This is a genomic window from Bradyrhizobium altum (assembly GCF_020889705.1).
In the GTDB taxonomy this organism is placed as follows: Bacteria; Pseudomonadota; Alphaproteobacteria; order Rhizobiales; family Xanthobacteraceae; genus Bradyrhizobium; species Bradyrhizobium altum.
In genome coordinates this window covers 1-13,560 of record NZ_JACMYP010000239.1, presented here as the reverse complement: position 1 = coordinate 13,560, position 13,560 = coordinate 1, and the positions used below count along the sequence as shown (strand labels likewise).

General features: G+C 63.5%; 14 protein-coding genes and 1 pseudogene. 9 read left to right on the top strand and 6 right to left on the bottom strand.

The features are described 5' to 3' along the window. Positions 1-158: 158 nt before the first annotated feature. Positions 159-1,487, bottom strand: coding sequence for an urea ABC transporter substrate-binding protein (gene urtA, locus H8B02_RS37300; protein WP_229170773.1), 1,329 nt, complete (start codon positions 1,485-1,487; stop codon positions 159-161). A gap of 532 nt (positions 1,488-2,019) precedes the next feature. Here urtA and H8B02_RS37295 point away from each other — a divergent pair. From H8B02_RS37295 to H8B02_RS37285, 3 genes are all read left to right on the top strand, one after another. Further along, the gene (locus H8B02_RS37295) at positions 2,020-3,438 is read left to right on the top strand and encodes a DEAD/DEAH box helicase (RefSeq protein ID WP_229170772.1); all 1,419 of its coding nucleotides are present in this window, start codon (positions 2,020-2,022) and stop codon (positions 3,436-3,438) included. Between the two features lie 24 nt (positions 3,439-3,462). Further along, the gene (gene infA / locus H8B02_RS37290; RefSeq protein ID WP_016842649.1) at positions 3,463-3,756 is read left to right on the top strand and encodes a translation initiation factor IF-1; all 294 of its coding nucleotides are present in this window, start codon (positions 3,463-3,465) and stop codon (positions 3,754-3,756) included. 268 nt (positions 3,757-4,024) lie between these two features. Continuing rightward, positions 4,025-4,237: a cold-shock protein gene (locus H8B02_RS37285; protein WP_016842648.1), complete on the top strand. Its 213-nt coding sequence runs from the start codon at positions 4,025-4,027 to the stop codon at positions 4,235-4,237. A 158-nt stretch (positions 4,238-4,395) separates the two neighbouring features. On the opposite strand, the gene H8B02_RS37280 is transcribed toward H8B02_RS37285, so the two are convergent. From H8B02_RS37280 to H8B02_RS37260, 5 genes are all read right to left on the bottom strand, one after another. Further along, complete coding sequence (locus tag H8B02_RS37280; protein WP_229170771.1) at positions 4,396-5,025, bottom strand: TadE/TadG family type IV pilus assembly protein; 630 nt, start codon at positions 5,023-5,025, stop codon at positions 4,396-4,398. A gap of 8 nt (positions 5,026-5,033) precedes the next feature. Beyond that, positions 5,034-5,588 carry a TadE/TadG family type IV pilus assembly protein gene (locus H8B02_RS37275; RefSeq protein ID WP_229170774.1) on the bottom strand — a complete coding sequence of 185 codons (555 nt, stop codon included), beginning with the start codon at positions 5,586-5,588 and terminating at the stop codon, positions 5,034-5,036. Between the two features lie 167 nt (positions 5,589-5,755). Further along, positions 5,756-6,262: a pilus assembly protein N-terminal domain-containing protein gene (locus H8B02_RS37270; RefSeq protein ID WP_229170770.1), complete on the bottom strand. Its 507-nt coding sequence runs from the start codon at positions 6,260-6,262 to the stop codon at positions 5,756-5,758. Positions 6,263-6,515: 253 nt separating this feature from the next. Then, entirely contained in the window at positions 6,516-7,961 is a 1,446-nt protein-coding gene (locus H8B02_RS37265) for a hypothetical protein (protein WP_229170769.1), read from the bottom strand. A gap of 24 nt (positions 7,962-7,985) precedes the next feature. Further along, positions 7,986-8,816: a sterol desaturase family protein gene (locus H8B02_RS37260; protein ID WP_229170768.1), complete on the bottom strand. Its 831-nt coding sequence runs from the start codon at positions 8,814-8,816 to the stop codon at positions 7,986-7,988. A 278-nt stretch (positions 8,817-9,094) separates the two neighbouring features. Between H8B02_RS37260 and H8B02_RS37255 the strand changes: the two genes are divergently transcribed. The 6 genes and pseudogenes from H8B02_RS37255 to H8B02_RS37230 form a co-directional block, all read left to right on the top strand. Next, positions 9,095-9,259 carry a Flp family type IVb pilin gene (locus tag H8B02_RS37255; protein ID WP_173643703.1) on the top strand — a complete coding sequence of 55 codons (165 nt, stop codon included), beginning with the start codon at positions 9,095-9,097 and terminating at the stop codon, positions 9,257-9,259. A 171-nt stretch (positions 9,260-9,430) separates the two neighbouring features. Continuing rightward, positions 9,431-9,955, top strand: a complete 525-nt coding sequence (locus H8B02_RS37250; protein WP_092119029.1) for an A24 family peptidase — start codon at positions 9,431-9,433, stop codon at positions 9,953-9,955. Between the two features lie 126 nt (positions 9,956-10,081). Then, positions 10,082-10,876 (top strand): Flp pilus assembly protein CpaB, encoded by a 795-nt coding sequence (gene cpaB / locus H8B02_RS37245; protein ID WP_229170767.1) that lies wholly within the window; start codon positions 10,082-10,084, stop codon positions 10,874-10,876. Between the two features lie 2 nt (positions 10,877-10,878). Next, positions 10,879-12,363 (top strand): type II and III secretion system protein family protein, encoded by a 1,485-nt coding sequence (locus H8B02_RS37240; protein ID WP_229170766.1) that lies wholly within the window; start codon positions 10,879-10,881, stop codon positions 12,361-12,363. An 8-nt stretch (positions 12,364-12,371) separates the two neighbouring features. Beyond that, positions 12,372-13,124, top strand: coding sequence for a CpaD family pilus assembly protein (locus H8B02_RS37235; RefSeq protein WP_229170765.1), 753 nt, complete (start codon positions 12,372-12,374; stop codon positions 13,122-13,124). After that, positions 13,121-13,560: pseudogene (locus H8B02_RS37230) on the top strand (CtpF protein); the annotation flags it as partial. The gene H8B02_RS37235 and the pseudogene H8B02_RS37230, both read left to right, overlap by 4 nt.

Genomic DNA, 13,560 nt, shown 5'->3' with positions numbered 1-13,560 from the left:
AGCAACAGGATCGAGAGAAACAGAGTGCGAAAGTGATCAATACAAATAGCAAACACGTCAGTACCCCGGCAGGAGTGGAGGAGAAGGCGGCGAGCGATGCCGCCTTCTCCGGTGTTGGAAGGTTGTGTTGTGTCGTTGTTGAGGTCAGGTGCGCCCTATCAGGAGCCCTGCCCGCCGCACTTGTTGGTCTTGGTGTTGTAGTTGCCGCACTTCTTGCCGACCCAATCGCCGATCAGGTCCTTGGAGCCCTCGAGCTCCTTCGACCAGGCATCGCCGGCCACCAGGCCCGGGGTCTTCCAGACCACGTCGAACTGGCCGTTGCCCTTGATCTCGCCGATGAACACCGGCTTGGTGATGTGGTGGTTCGGCAGCATCTTCGAGGTGCCGCCGGTCAGGTTCTTGGCTTCGATGCCGGGCAGCGCGTCGATCACCTTGTCCGGATCGGTCGACTTCACCTTCTCGACCGCCTTCACCCACATGTCGAAACCGATCACGTGCGCTTCCATCGGATCGTTGGTCACGCGCTTCGGATTCTTGGTGTAGGCCTGCCACGCTTTGATGAACTTCTCGTTCTCGGGCGTCTTGATCGACTCGAAGTAGTTCCAGGCGGCGAGATGGCCGAGCAGCGGCTTGGTGTCGATGCCGGCGAGCTCTTCTTCGCCGACCGAGAACGCGACCACCGGGATGTCGGTCGCCTTGATGCCCTGGTTGCCGAGCTCCTTGTAGAACGGAACGTTGGCGTCGCCGTTGATGGTGGAGACCACCGCGGTCTTCTTGCCGGCCGAGCCGAACTTCTTGATGTCGGCCACGATCGTTTGCCAGTCGGAATGACCGAACGGCGTGTAGTTGATCATGATGTCTTCCTGGGCGACGCCCTTCGACTTCAGATAGGCCTCCAGGATCTTGTTGGTGGTGCGCGGATAGACGTAGTCGGTGCCGGCCAGCACCCAGCGCTTCACCTTCTCGTCCTTCATCAGATAGTCGACGGCGGGGATCGCCTGCTGGTTCGGCGCCGCGCCCGTGTAGAACACGTTGCGCTCGGACTCCTCGCCCTCATACTGCACCGGATAGAACAGGATGTTGTTCAGCTCCTTGAACACCGGCAGCACGGACTTGCGCGACACCGAGGTCCAGCAGCCGAACACGACCGCAACCTTGTCCTTGGTGATCAACTCGCGGGCCTTTTCGGCGAACAGCGGCCAGTTCGATGCGGGGTCGACCACGACGGCCTCGAGCTTCTTGCCCAGCACGCCGCCCTTCTTGTTCTGCTCGTCGATCAGGAAAAGGATCGTGTCCTTCAGCGTGGTTTCGCTGATGGCCATGGTGCCCGACAGCGAATGAAGGATACCAACCTTGATGGTGTCGTCGGCCGCTTGCGCGGGCGCGAAGGACGAAGACGCAGCCAGGCCCAAAACCAGGCCGGCCGTCGCCGAGAGCGCGCGGCGGCGGGTCATCGTCGTTATCTTGTGAGTAAGCTGAGTAAGCATGAAATGTCGTCTCCCTGACGCAGGCGTGAACGCTTGCGAAACGGCCGCATGGCCGCCTGCGGTTAAGGGAATCGCAAGAACTGTGCCACGGTGCGCGGACACCGTAAGCCGATGAACCAACTAGATAATTTCACGAGTTCCGGGCAAATACGAAAAGTGTTTGCCCAATCATTGAGCCGTCAACTTGACTGCCGAAAGAGCAATCAGGTTATTTTGTAGGCAAAATTGCCTTCTTGGCTAAATTTCCGGCACCGATTTGTGACAGTTTGCGCGATGGTTCGGCGCATTCGGCGGACCAATTCCGACGATATCATCTTGAAACCGCCCAGTTCCTGGTCCATATCCTCGCCATGCCCGCGACATCGCGGTGCCTTCGCGAGCTGCGTGTTCAAGCCGCCCCAAGCGGCTTCTGGCTCGCCTTTCAGCTAACCCAGCTTGACGCCCCAGACACGCGGGTGTCCCCGAATGCTTTCATGCGATTCCGGCCGATACTGGCCGGGACGATGACGGCTTTTATGGAAAGAACCACCTTTTGACCTCCTTTCAGGATTTCGGCCTCGCCGATCCCATCGCCCGCGCGCTTCGAGAAGAAAACTATCTCACGCCGACCCCCATCCAAGCCCAGACCGTCCCGCTCGCACTTGCCGGCCGCGACGTCGTCGGCATCGCCCAGACCGGAACCGGCAAGACCGCGTCTTTCGCGCTGCCGATCCTGCACCGGCTGCTCGAGAACCGCATCCGCCCGCAGCCCAAGAGCTGCCGCGTGCTGGTGCTCTCGCCGACCCGCGAACTGTCCGGGCAGATCCTCGACAGCTTCAACACCTATGGCCGCCACGTCCGGCTGTCCTCGACGCTTGCCATCGGCGGCGTGCCGATGGGCCGCCAGGTCCGTTCCCTGATGCAGGGCGTCGAGGTGCTGGTCGCCACCCCCGGCCGCCTGCTCGATCTCGTGCAGAGCAACGGGCTGAAGCTCAACCAGGTCGAGTTCCTGGTGCTCGATGAAGCCGACCGCATGCTCGACATGGGCTTCATCAACGACATCCGCAAAATCGTCGCCAAGCTGCCGATCCGGCGGCAGACGCTGTTCTTCTCGGCCACCATGCCCAAGGACATCGCCGAGCTCGCCGAGGCGATGCTGCGCGACCCCGCCCGCGTGGCGGTGACACCGGTGGCCTCGACGGTGGATCGCATCGCCCAGCGCGCGATCCAGGTCGATTTCGCGGCCAAGCCGACGGTTCTCGCCCAGCTTCTGAAGCAGGAGCAGGTCAATCGTGCCCTGGTGTTTACCCGCACCAAACACGGCGCCGACAAGGTGGTGAAGAGCCTTGCCAAGGCCGGCATCGAGGCCAATGCGATCCACGGCAACAAGTCGCAGAACCATCGCGAGCGCACGCTGGCGGCGTTCCGCTCCGGCGAGATCCGTACGCTGGTGGCGACCGATATCGCCGCCCGCGGCATCGACGTCGACGGCGTCAGCCACGTTGTGAACTTCGACCTGCCCAACATCCCGGAAACCTACGTCCACCGCATCGGCCGCACCGCGCGCGCCGGCGCCGACGGCATCGCGATCTCGCTGGTCGCCGGCGCCGAGGAGATGGGCTATCTGCGCGATATCGAGCGGCTGATCCGGATTACCGTGCCGCGGGAAGACCGCCGCACGCAGGGTAGCCGCGAGGCCGCCGCGCCCGCACCGGCGACCCACCCCCACCGTGGCGGCCGCTCTGCGCCGCGCGCGCATAATGTCCGTGGGAATGAGCCCGCTCCAAGTGCAAAAGGGCCTCGCCGCCGCCGCCGTCGGGGTGGTAATAATGGCGCGCCGCAGACGAGCCGGGGCGAGTCGCCGCGTCCGTCGCAGGCCGGCAGCAGCGAAGGCATCCAGGGCGTCGCCTTCTTGCATCGCGAGAGCCGGCCGAATCCGCAACCCAACCGCAACAACCGACCGAAGCACTAGCCGTCGCTCGATCTGGAGAAACATATGGCTAAGGAAGAGCTGATCCAGTTCGAAGGACTGGTGACCGAAATCCTCCCCGACGCTCGCTACCGGGTGCAACTCGATGCCGGACACGAGATCGTCGCCTACACCGCCGGCAAGATGAAGAAAAACCGCATCAAGACGCTGGCCGGCGACCGCGTCACGATCGAAATGTCGCCCTACGATCTCGAAAAGGGCCGCCTGATTTTCCGGCACAAGGACGAACGTCCGAGTGGCGCGCCCGGCGGCCCGCCGCGGGGCGGAGCGCAGCGCGGCGGCCAGTTCCGCCGCCGATAACAGGCGCACTGCAACTGTTGCGCGCATGATGTCCTGATGTCCTGCGCAACAATTGGCCGGCGGCTGCGCCGGCCAAAAAATCGCGCACGTCAGGATTGTTTTGAGGCCTTCTATCGAATAATATCCTACCCATCGATTTTCGGCCGGACGACATTAGCCAATACCGGTACAGCCGGTTCAGACGCTGACGACCCTTCCAAAAATTCGATCTCACCACCCCGCCGACAAGCGGGTCTTGAACTTGTATATCTGAGAAGGGACTACCCACGTGAGCATGGGAACCGTGAAGTGGTTTAACGCGACCAAGGGCTACGGCTTCATCCAGCCGGATGAAGGCGGGAACGACGTGTTCGTGCACATCAGTGCAGTCGAGCGCGCCGGCCTTGGCACTCTGCGTGAAGGCCAGAAGATCTCCTACGAGATCGTTGCTGACCGCCGTTCCGGCAAATCCTCGGCCGACAATCTGCGCGCCGCTGGATAAGCCGATTTCCCGGGAGCGCGAAGCTCCAGGAAATTGCCGTCAAAGCATCAAGGGCCGCACCTTCGGGGGCGGCCCTTTTTGTCTGGATCGCGTCTCTGGCAGCGCGGCGTCGAGCATTTTCTTCACGCGAAGCGGTAGCCACTTCGCTCGAAAGCGCTCTAGAAAGTCGAGCAGGTCGTCGGCATGGTGGCGGACGTCGGGGCATAGAACACGCAAACCGACTGCCGCGGCCGCGTAAAGGCAACGTCGCTGAGATTGATGCCGGCCTTGGCCATCACATAGCCGATCGTCGGAACGTATTTGTAGCTCACTTCGCTGAAGATCAGATAGGTGCCCGCAACCAGCAGCGCCGACGGAACGATGCTTGTCACAATGTCACCCTGACTGCGGCTTGAGGCCGTCACCGTGGCCTGCGTCGCGCCCGAGGCGATCGTCGCCGCCTTGCTCCACTGTATCCGCGCGATGTTGGAGTTATCGACATAGATTTCCGACAACGTGACTTTGGTCGGTGACGGATCGTAGGGCGTCATGATGCCGACGCTGGCGCTGAAGAAGTTCTGGAGGTCGGCATCCACCACCTGCGTCGCCTGCGAGGTCAGATCTGACGCGGCGCGCGCCATCAGCGTGACCTTGCGGTCGACCGCGACACCGGATGAAAACTCGACGGTGCCGAAGAACATCACCAGCATCAGCGGCATGATGAAAGCGAACTCGACGGCGGCGAGGCCCCGGCGGTCACGCCCGAGCGCTACAACGACGCGGAGCAAGGCCGCGGGAAAGGTATTCATGACTTTGCTCATGAGCATGTTGTGCCGGCGGTTCCGGCGGGCTCGTTCTTGAACGTCGCGGTCGCGATCAGGAGCCGCTTGCCGTTGGTGAGGAAGGTGGAGCTGAAAACTTTGGTGACAAACAGCGGCCACTGATAGAACAGCCGGACCACCACGACGTCGCCGTCCTTGCCGGGACACCATTTCACCTGGGTGGGATCGGTGATCGGCGTGATGTTGACGCTGCTAAAGCCTGTCGCAGACGGATAGCTGCGGACGTCGACATAGATGCCGTTGGTGCAATCGAACAACGCGCTGCTGACCTCACCACAGACGAATTTCTTGAAATCCTGCTGGCTATAATTTGCGCCCTGGGCCTGGCCGGTCATGACGAAGCGGGACGAATCCTGCGTCGCCGTCTCAAGCACCTGGCTGGCAAAGAAGATCAGTGCCACTTCGATGATCGCAAAAAGCAACGCGAAAAACAGCGGCGCGACCAACGCGAATTCGACCGCGGTCACACCACGGCGGTTTCGGCGAAAGCGACGGAGGAGGCGCGCAAAAGAATGAGCGGGCAGCGGCATCAACGACCCCGGATCAACATGGTGGCAACAACTACCGAAGAGTCATTGTCGAAGTATTTCGCCGGATCGAGACAGAGCGACCCGATCCGTTAGGCCTTGATTAAGCATGTCGGGCGAACCGCCTGCGGCCAAGGCCCCGGCATGTGAAGCGCCCGAGCGGACCCACGTCAGTTCTGCGGCTTCGCGCCGCCGCCCGAGCCGGAGGCCTGATTGTTGAGCGTACCGGCCTGTTCCATCGTCGTCTTGAAATAGGCGTCGCCGTCGCCGAGAGTGATGCGGCGCTGACAAACCGGCATGCAGCTATAGGTCTCGCGATCGATGCCGCGATAGACGGTGACCAGCTGGTCGGACGGACCTTCGACCTGGATCTGGCGATCCACCAGCACCTCGCCGGAGCGGTCGAGTGCGATGAAATTGGTCGCGCCATAACCCTTGCCGGTGACCACGACAACCCCGCCATTCTGCAGGGTGACGTCGGCGATCAGGGGATTGCCGACCACGATCGTGGCAATGCCGCCGGGCAGCCTGACGAGCTTGGCCTGATCGACATTGACCGCGATCCGATCGGGATCCGGCGCTGCCGTTGCGAGTGCGGGCCCCAGCAGCATGGCTGCGGCCATCGAGATGAAACCAATGCGCGTGACGGCGCGAATACGCTGGGACTGAAACGACATACTCTACCCCGGGACGTTAACTGGCCGGCAAAGACGATACGCTGCGGACCGGCGCCCGACGCTGGCAAATCTGACGGCAATTCATTTAGGAAGAGCAAAGATCGACCGCCGAATTGCGCGGATGTCGCGACTTCCCGGGCGGATCGGCCAACCGTCCGCTACCTCGCGCAGGATTGTCCGGTCGTCGCCCCCGTCGTCCTGTCATTGGGCGGGAAGCGGTGCGCTTATGGCAATCTTAAGAATAGCGGCGGCTTCAACTGGCGGCGCGGACGTGAACGACCACGCGCTCATCGGCGTAGAGGCGCTGCCATCCTCCGATGTGATCCAGCAGTTTGGACGCCGGCGTGGTCGGATCGAGCATCACCGCATCGATGTCACGGGTCGCGAGCAGATTGAGGAAGCCGTTGACGTCCTTGAGCTGAAGCGCGCGGGCCAAGCTCATGCCGAACGCCTCGCCATAGAGCTCGGCACGCCCGTCGATGAACACCGGCATCTGACGCCAGATCAAGTAGCCGCCGAACTGCAGATCGTTGAGCACGCGCTTGACGTTGTGCGCCTTCATCGCGTCGACGGCGGCAGCCGGCGAATAGATCGGCGGTGGCGATATCACCTGACGCGCGGCAACGACTGCGGTCCACGCGCAAAGCCCCACGACAAGGATTGCAGCCGGAGCAACTCTCGGGCGGACGGCGCTAGCGGCACGCAGCCCGAACTGGGTGGCGACCGGCGTCAGCACGGCCAGCGGCAGCAGCAGGGCGAGCAGCTCGAGATTTCTGACATGGGACAGCGCCATATGCAGCGAGCCCAGCACCAGGATGATTCGCGGCAGCGGTAACCTCGCTCCGCAATAGAGCGCAGCGCCGAGCAGGCCGAGGATCGATAGTCCAAACGGGTCGATCTCGCCGAACGTCGCCGGCCTCCACTCCGCGATGAGATGCAACAATTCACCGAGGCCGAGAATCCTGAGCGAGGCGAGGATCGAGCCCCAGCCATAAGGGGTCACGCAGCACGCAGTCAGTGCGCCGATCCCGAACGCCCCCCAGCGCAGCGCCAGCGCCAACCTTTGAGCCGGCAAGGCATTCCACATCGCATCGAGCGCAAATGCGCCGGCCAGCACCAAACCAAACAGGAAGCCGCCGTGCAGATTGGCCCACAGCGCGATCAGCGGCAGCAGCCAGAACGAGGGCGCCTCGCGGCGTTCGCTGGCGGTCATCAGGCCGTTCGCCCAGACGATCATGATGGGCATCGCCAGCACATGCGGACGGGCCAGCAGGTGCCCGCAGGTCAGAACCAGCGCCGCAAGGGCGATCAGGCTCGCGTAGATCGTCGGCAACGCGCGGCTGAGGATGGCGGTGAGCAGCGCGAAGCTGGCAGCGGCGCAGGCGGCCGCCAGCGCCGCCGGACCGGTCCACGCGGCGAGGTCATAGGCCTTCGCGAACAGAACCTGTGCCAGCCAGGACGATGACACCCACGGCTCACCAGCCTTGGTGAACGAATAGATGTCGACAGACGGCAGCGTGCGATGGTCGAGGATCCAGCGGCCGACGGCAAGCTGCCAGTAGGTGTCGGAATCGGCGAGCAGCCTGTCGCCGACGAACAGCAGCAGCGCATAGACGCCGCACGCCATCCAGAACCAGGCCGGAAGCTCGGCGAACACGGAGGTTTTCGCGCGCGGGAAGGTCGCGGTCTCAGCGCTCATGATCGCACCGGCCGGCTGGCGGCGTCATTGCCGGAACGGATAGGCCAACTGTCCGCCGATCTCGGACGGCACGCCCTGCTCGGCATCGACCCCGTAATCTTCCGGAAGTTTGCCTTCGGGCATTCGGAACGTTCCGAACAGAATATCCCAGAGCGGAAACGTGCCCGCGAAATTGGTGTCGCCGCCGTCCTCGAGCCCGGTGTGATGCCAGCGGTGAAACACCGGCGTCGCGATCACGTATTTGAACGGGCCGAGCGTCCAGTTCAGGTTGGCGTGCACGAATGCCGAATGGAATGTGGTGAACGGCCCGACCCACAGCATGATGTTCGGCGAGATGCCCGCCATCAGCAGGATCACATCGACAGTGATCGTGCCGATCAGAAGATTGACCGGATGGAAGCGTGCCGCCGAGATCCATTCAAGATCCTCGGAGGAGTGATGAATGGCATGGTACTTCCAGAAGCCGCCGCCATGGAACATCCGGTGCAGCCAGTACAGCATGAAATCGGAGGCGACGAGGAAGATAATGGACTGCAGCCAGAGCGGAAGCTGCGCCAGCGGGCCATGTCCGTTCTCGTAGAACGCGATCAGATCGTCGGCGTCGTGAACGTTGAACACCACGGCTGCGCCCACCACCAGGAGCCCGATCCGCAGCACGCGGGCGAACACCGGCACGAAGAACCAGTAGCAGATGTCGGTGACCAGCTCACGCTTCTGCCACCACGGCTTGCCGGGATTGCAGGCCCAGAAATGAGTGAGCACCGTGAAGAACAGCGCCAGCGCGATCGTGATCGGCACCACCTTCATCATCGTCTGGCCGATCATCTCGATGACTTCAAAGGGAAGGCTGGGCATGACGGCCTCATCTGACGGAAGCCCCATGGGTATAGATGTGCGCTTAAGGAGCCGTGAACAGGTGCCGATAGCGGGCCCCGGCAACAATCTGCAATCTTAGCGGACCGCTTAATTCCAAATTTACTGTGCGCAACAACTGCGGGTTCCCGCTGTGTTTATACGATCAAATTAACTGCGCCGAAATTGTCGAACCGTAGGGTGCCGCAATGGTCACGGTGCTGAGAACGCCGGCGAGACCAAACCTAGTTCGACCAGCCACGTGTACACAGGAGTTACTTATGAAGAACCTCGTCTCGCGCTTCGTGAAGGATGAGTCGGGCGCGACCGCCATCGAATACGGCCTGATCGCCACCGGTATCGCCATCGCGATCATCGCTGCCGTCAACGGCGTCGGCACCAAGCTCTCGGGCACCTTCAACACGGTCGCCAGCTCGCTGAAGTAATCCGGTTCCCAGGAACTCGCATCAAAGGTCCCGGCACCCCCGGGACCTTTGCTATTTGGCGGACCGGCCGTCGGCGCCTTGATGGCGACCACGGCCGGCCTTTCCCGATTGTTCACCATTGGCCGCTAGCGTCGGGTCGCGACCGCAGCTCCAGCTTGACGGCATGAATCCATGATCCTCGACATCGCACGCTTGATGCTGTTTCCGGCCCTGATGGCCTTTGCGGCGGCGAGCGATCTCTTGACCATGACGATCCCGAACCGGATCTCGCTGGCGCTGGCGGCCGGCTTCTTCGTCCTGGCGCCGCTGACCGGGATGGGCGTGCACGAGATCCTCAACCATGCCGGCGCGGGCGCGCTGGTTCTGGTGGTGGCATTCGGCATGTTTGCGATGGGCTGGGTCGGTGGCGGAGACGCCAAGGTCGCGGCCGCGGCCGGCCTGTGGTTCGGGTTCGAGCATCTGCTCCCCTATCTGGTCTTCGCGTCGCTGTTCGGCGGCGCGCTGACGGTGCTGCTGCTGCAGCTCCGGCAATGGCCGCTACCCTATGCGCTCGCGAACCAGGCCTGGCTCAGCCGCCTGCACGACAAGCAGACCGGAATTCCCTACGGCATCGCACTCGCCCTCGGCGCCCTGCTGATCTATCCCGAGACGGACTGGATCAAGACGATCGATCTCGCGCACTTCGCCATGCGCTGAGAAGCAGCGGTAACCGCCCGTTAAGGCGATTTAGATACGCCTCATTAACCATGCTTTGACGAATAGCTGGTCAACTCCCATCACGGCGGCGGCAGCGTCGCGGCGTTATGTGGAAAGTGAAGCGTAATGGATAAGGCCCGCATTCTGGTCCTGGCAATCGCAGGCTGCGCCGGCCTTGCGGCGCTCTATTTGGCGAGCGGAAGCGACGACAAGCCGGCGCCGGCTCCGCCGGTCGCGCAGCTGCCCACGGTCGACATCCTGGTCGCGAAAACCGACATCGGCCTTGGCCAGGCCGTTAAGCCCGAAGATTTGCAATGGCAGACCTGGCCGGCGGCAACCGCCAGCGCCAGCTTCATGCGCAGGGACAGCAACGCCGAAGCGATCAAGGACGTGACCGGCTCGATCGCGCGCGCCCCGTTCATCCAGGGCGAACCGATTCGCGAGCAGAAGCTCGTCAAGGCCGACGGCAGCGGCTTCATGGCCGCGATCCTGCCGACCGGCATGCGGGCGGTATCGACCGAAATCTCACCCGAGACCGGCGCCGGCGGCTTCATCCTGCCGAATGACCGGGTCGACGTCCTGCTGTCGAAGCGGGACAAGAATCCGGACCGCAACGGCGCCGACGTCGTCAACTCCGAAGTGATCCTGACCAACGTTCGCGTGCTCGCGATCGACCAGGCGCCGAAGGAAAAAGACGGCACCAACGCACTGATCGGCAAGACGGTGACGCTGGAGCTGAAGCCCGAACAGACCGAGACGCTGGCGCGCGCGCGCCAGAGCGGCGTCCTGTCGCTGGCGCTGCGCAGCATCGCCGACAACAACGCGCCCGAAACCAAGACCGACGACAACCGGCAGAAGCGCGGTGACACGATCAACGTCATCCGCTTTGGCGTTGCCAACCAGGCGACGATGCAGAAGTGACCATGAGGACACACGTGATGAAGGGCGGGGCAACTCAACGGACGATGCGGGCCTTCATGGTCCGCGCATTGTCGTTCTCGGCCGTCGCGGCGCTCACGCTCAATCCGGCGCTGACACCGGTGGTGGCGAGCGATTACCGCGCCGCGCCTGCCCCTGCCGCATCGGCCGATGGCGGCCAGATGAATGCCCGCTTCCTCTCGCTCGGCGTCGGCAAATCGATCGTGATCGACCTGCCCAGGGACATCAAGGACGTGCTGGTCGCCGATCCCAAGATCGCCAACGCCGTGGTTCGCTCGGCGCAACGCGCCTACATCATCGGCGCGACGGTCGGTCAGACCAACATCGTGTTCTTCGACGCCGCCGGCCAGCAGATCGCGGCCTATGACATCGCCGTCAAGCGCGATCTCAACGGCGTGCGCGCCGCGCTGCGCGCGGCACTGCCGAATTCCGATATCCAGATCGAGGGCGTCGGCGACGGCGTGATGCTGAGCGGAAGCGCAGCGAGCCCGGTCGACGCACAGCAGGCCGGCGAGATCGCCACGCGGCTGGTCGGCGGCCCCGACAAGGTCGTGAACTCGATTACGGTTCGCGGCCGTGACCAGGTGATGCTGAAGGTCACGGTTGCCGAAGTCTCGCGCAGCCTGATCAAGCAGCTCGGCATCGACCTCACCGCGAACCTCAACTACGGCACGACCGTGGTAAAATTCGCCAACAGCAACCCGTTCACCGCGAACAGCTCACCGCTCGTGGCCGGCAACGCGCTCACCACATCGTTCGGATCGTCGGTGTCGGCGACGATCCGCGCCATGGAAAGCGCCGGCGTCGTGCGGACGCTCGCCGAACCGAACCTGACAGCGATATCAGGCGAATCGGCGACCTTCATCTCGGGCGGCGAGTTTCCCATACCGACCGGCGTGACCTGTCAGACCTCGTCGACGGGCGCGATCGGGAATTGCGTCCAGACCGTCAGCTTCAAGAAATTCGGCATTTCGCTCAACTTCACGCCGGTGGTGCTGACCGAAGGGCGCATCAGTCTGCGGGTGATGACGGAAGTGTCGGAAGTCTCGACCGAGAACGCGCTGACCGGCGGCGCGGGTGGAACGACGATCCCGTCGATCAAGACCCGGCGCGCCGAGACCACGCTGGAAATTCCCTCGGGCGGCTCGATGGCCATGGCCGGCCTGATCCAAGACCAGACCAAGCAGGCGATCAACGGCCTTCCCGGGCTGGCGTCGCTGCCCGTGCTCGGCACGCTGTTCCGCAGCCGCGACTTCGTCAACAACCAGACCGAACTGATGGTTCTGGTGACGCCCTATGTCGTTCGCGCCGTGGCGCAGAAGGACCTGTCGCGTCCGGATGACGGCTTCGCCAACGCGTCCGATCCGCAGGCCGACCTGCTCGGCAGCATCAATCGCGTCTACGGTGTGCCTGGCCGCACCGAGCCAGCGCGGAATTACCGCGGCACCTACGGCTTTATTACCGACTGAGGCGGACGATGACACAGACCACACCCAGAACATCCGCCGATTACAAGCGCACCGCCGGTCTCGCCGGAGCGCTCGTCGGCCTTGCCATGACGCTCGGCGCCTGCCAGCACGCTGCCGACAACAGTTTCGCGATGGTGGACTCGCCGGCCGACTATCGCCAGCGTCACCCGATCGCGGTGACCGAGGCCGATCGCTCGATCGTGGTCTTCGTTGGCCGCAGCCGCGGCGGGCTGACCGCGGAGCAGCGCGCCGAGGTGATGGGAATGGCGCAGGACTGGATGCGCGAGGGCACCGGCGCCGTCACCATCGACGTTCCCGCCGACACGCCGAACGCCCGGCCCGCGCAGGAATCGTTGCGCGAGATCCAGGCGACCTTCGCCGCCGCCGGCGTGCCGCCGCGCGGGATCCTCGTGCGCAAATACCATCCCGAGAATCCGCGCCTGATGCCTGCGATCCGTGTGAACTATCCAAAGATGAAGGCGGAGGCCGGGCCGTGCGGCCTGTGGCCGGAAGATCTCGGCCCGTCGATGCACAACGGTTCCTACATCCAGAACAAGCAATACTACAATTTCGGCTGCGCCAATCAGCGCAACCTCGCAGCCATGGTCGAAGACCCGACTGACCTCGTGCAGCCGCGCGCGGAGACCCCTGCCTACACGTCGCGCCGCAATATCGCCTTCGACAAGTATCGCAAGGGCACCACCACCGCCACGACGTATCCCGAGTCCGACAGGGCCAAGCTAAGCGACACAGGAAAATGATCACCTACGCGCAGCAAAACTCCGAAGAGCAGACGGACGCCCCGCCGCAGGCCGTGGACGACCATATTGCTCCGGCGCCGCGGGTCTCGGTCCAGGCGTTCTGCGAGACGGTCGAGACCGCTGCCGCCGTACAGTCGGCGGGCGAGGATCGCCGGCTGGCCAAGGCCCACCTCAAGATCCAGATGGGCGGCATGGCGGCTGCCATCGAGGCCTATCGCTCGGCGCCGACGCCCAATGTCATCATTCTCGAGACCGAGGGCCGCAGCGACATTCTGGCCGGGCTCGACCAGCTCGCCACGGTGTGCGACGCCGGCACAAGGGTGGTCGTGATCGGCCGGGTCAACGACGTGACGCTGTATCGCGAGCTGGTACGCCGCGGCGTCAGCGACTACGTGATCGCGCCGGCCCATGCGATCGACGTGGTGCGCGCGGTCTG

Bases quoted from the DNA above. Each gene is read 5' to 3' on its own strand.
- urtA (WP_229170773.1), bottom strand. From the start codon at position 1,487: ATGCTTACTCAGCTTACTCACAAGATAACGACGATGACCCGCCGCCGC.
- H8B02_RS37250 (WP_092119029.1), top strand. From the start codon at position 9,431: ATGATCCTCGACATCGCACGCTTGATGCTGTTTCCGGCCCTGATGGCC.
- H8B02_RS37260 (WP_229170768.1), bottom strand. From the start codon at position 8,816: ATGCCCAGCCTTCCCTTTGAAGTCATCGAGATGATCGGCCAGACGATG.
- cpaB (WP_229170767.1), top strand. From the start codon at position 10,082: ATGGATAAGGCCCGCATTCTGGTCCTGGCAATCGCAGGCTGCGCCGGC.
- H8B02_RS37275 (WP_229170774.1), bottom strand. From the start codon at position 5,588: ATGCCGCTGCCCGCTCATTCTTTTGCGCGCCTCCTCCGTCGCTTTCGC.
- infA (WP_016842649.1), top strand. From the start codon at position 3,463: ATGGCTAAGGAAGAGCTGATCCAGTTCGAAGGACTGGTGACCGAAATC.
- H8B02_RS37265 (WP_229170769.1), bottom strand. From the start codon at position 7,961: ATGAGCGCTGAGACCGCGACCTTCCCGCGCGCGAAAACCTCCGTGTTC.
- H8B02_RS37240 (WP_229170766.1), top strand. From the start codon at position 10,879: ATGAGGACACACGTGATGAAGGGCGGGGCAACTCAACGGACGATGCGG.
- H8B02_RS37280 (WP_229170771.1), bottom strand. From the start codon at position 5,025: ATGAATACCTTTCCCGCGGCCTTGCTCCGCGTCGTTGTAGCGCTCGGG.
- H8B02_RS37255 (WP_173643703.1), top strand. From the start codon at position 9,095: ATGAAGAACCTCGTCTCGCGCTTCGTGAAGGATGAGTCGGGCGCGACC.
- H8B02_RS37270 (WP_229170770.1), bottom strand. From the start codon at position 6,262: ATGTCGTTTCAGTCCCAGCGTATTCGCGCCGTCACGCGCATTGGTTTC.
- H8B02_RS37235 (WP_229170765.1), top strand. From the start codon at position 12,372: ATGACACAGACCACACCCAGAACATCCGCCGATTACAAGCGCACCGCC.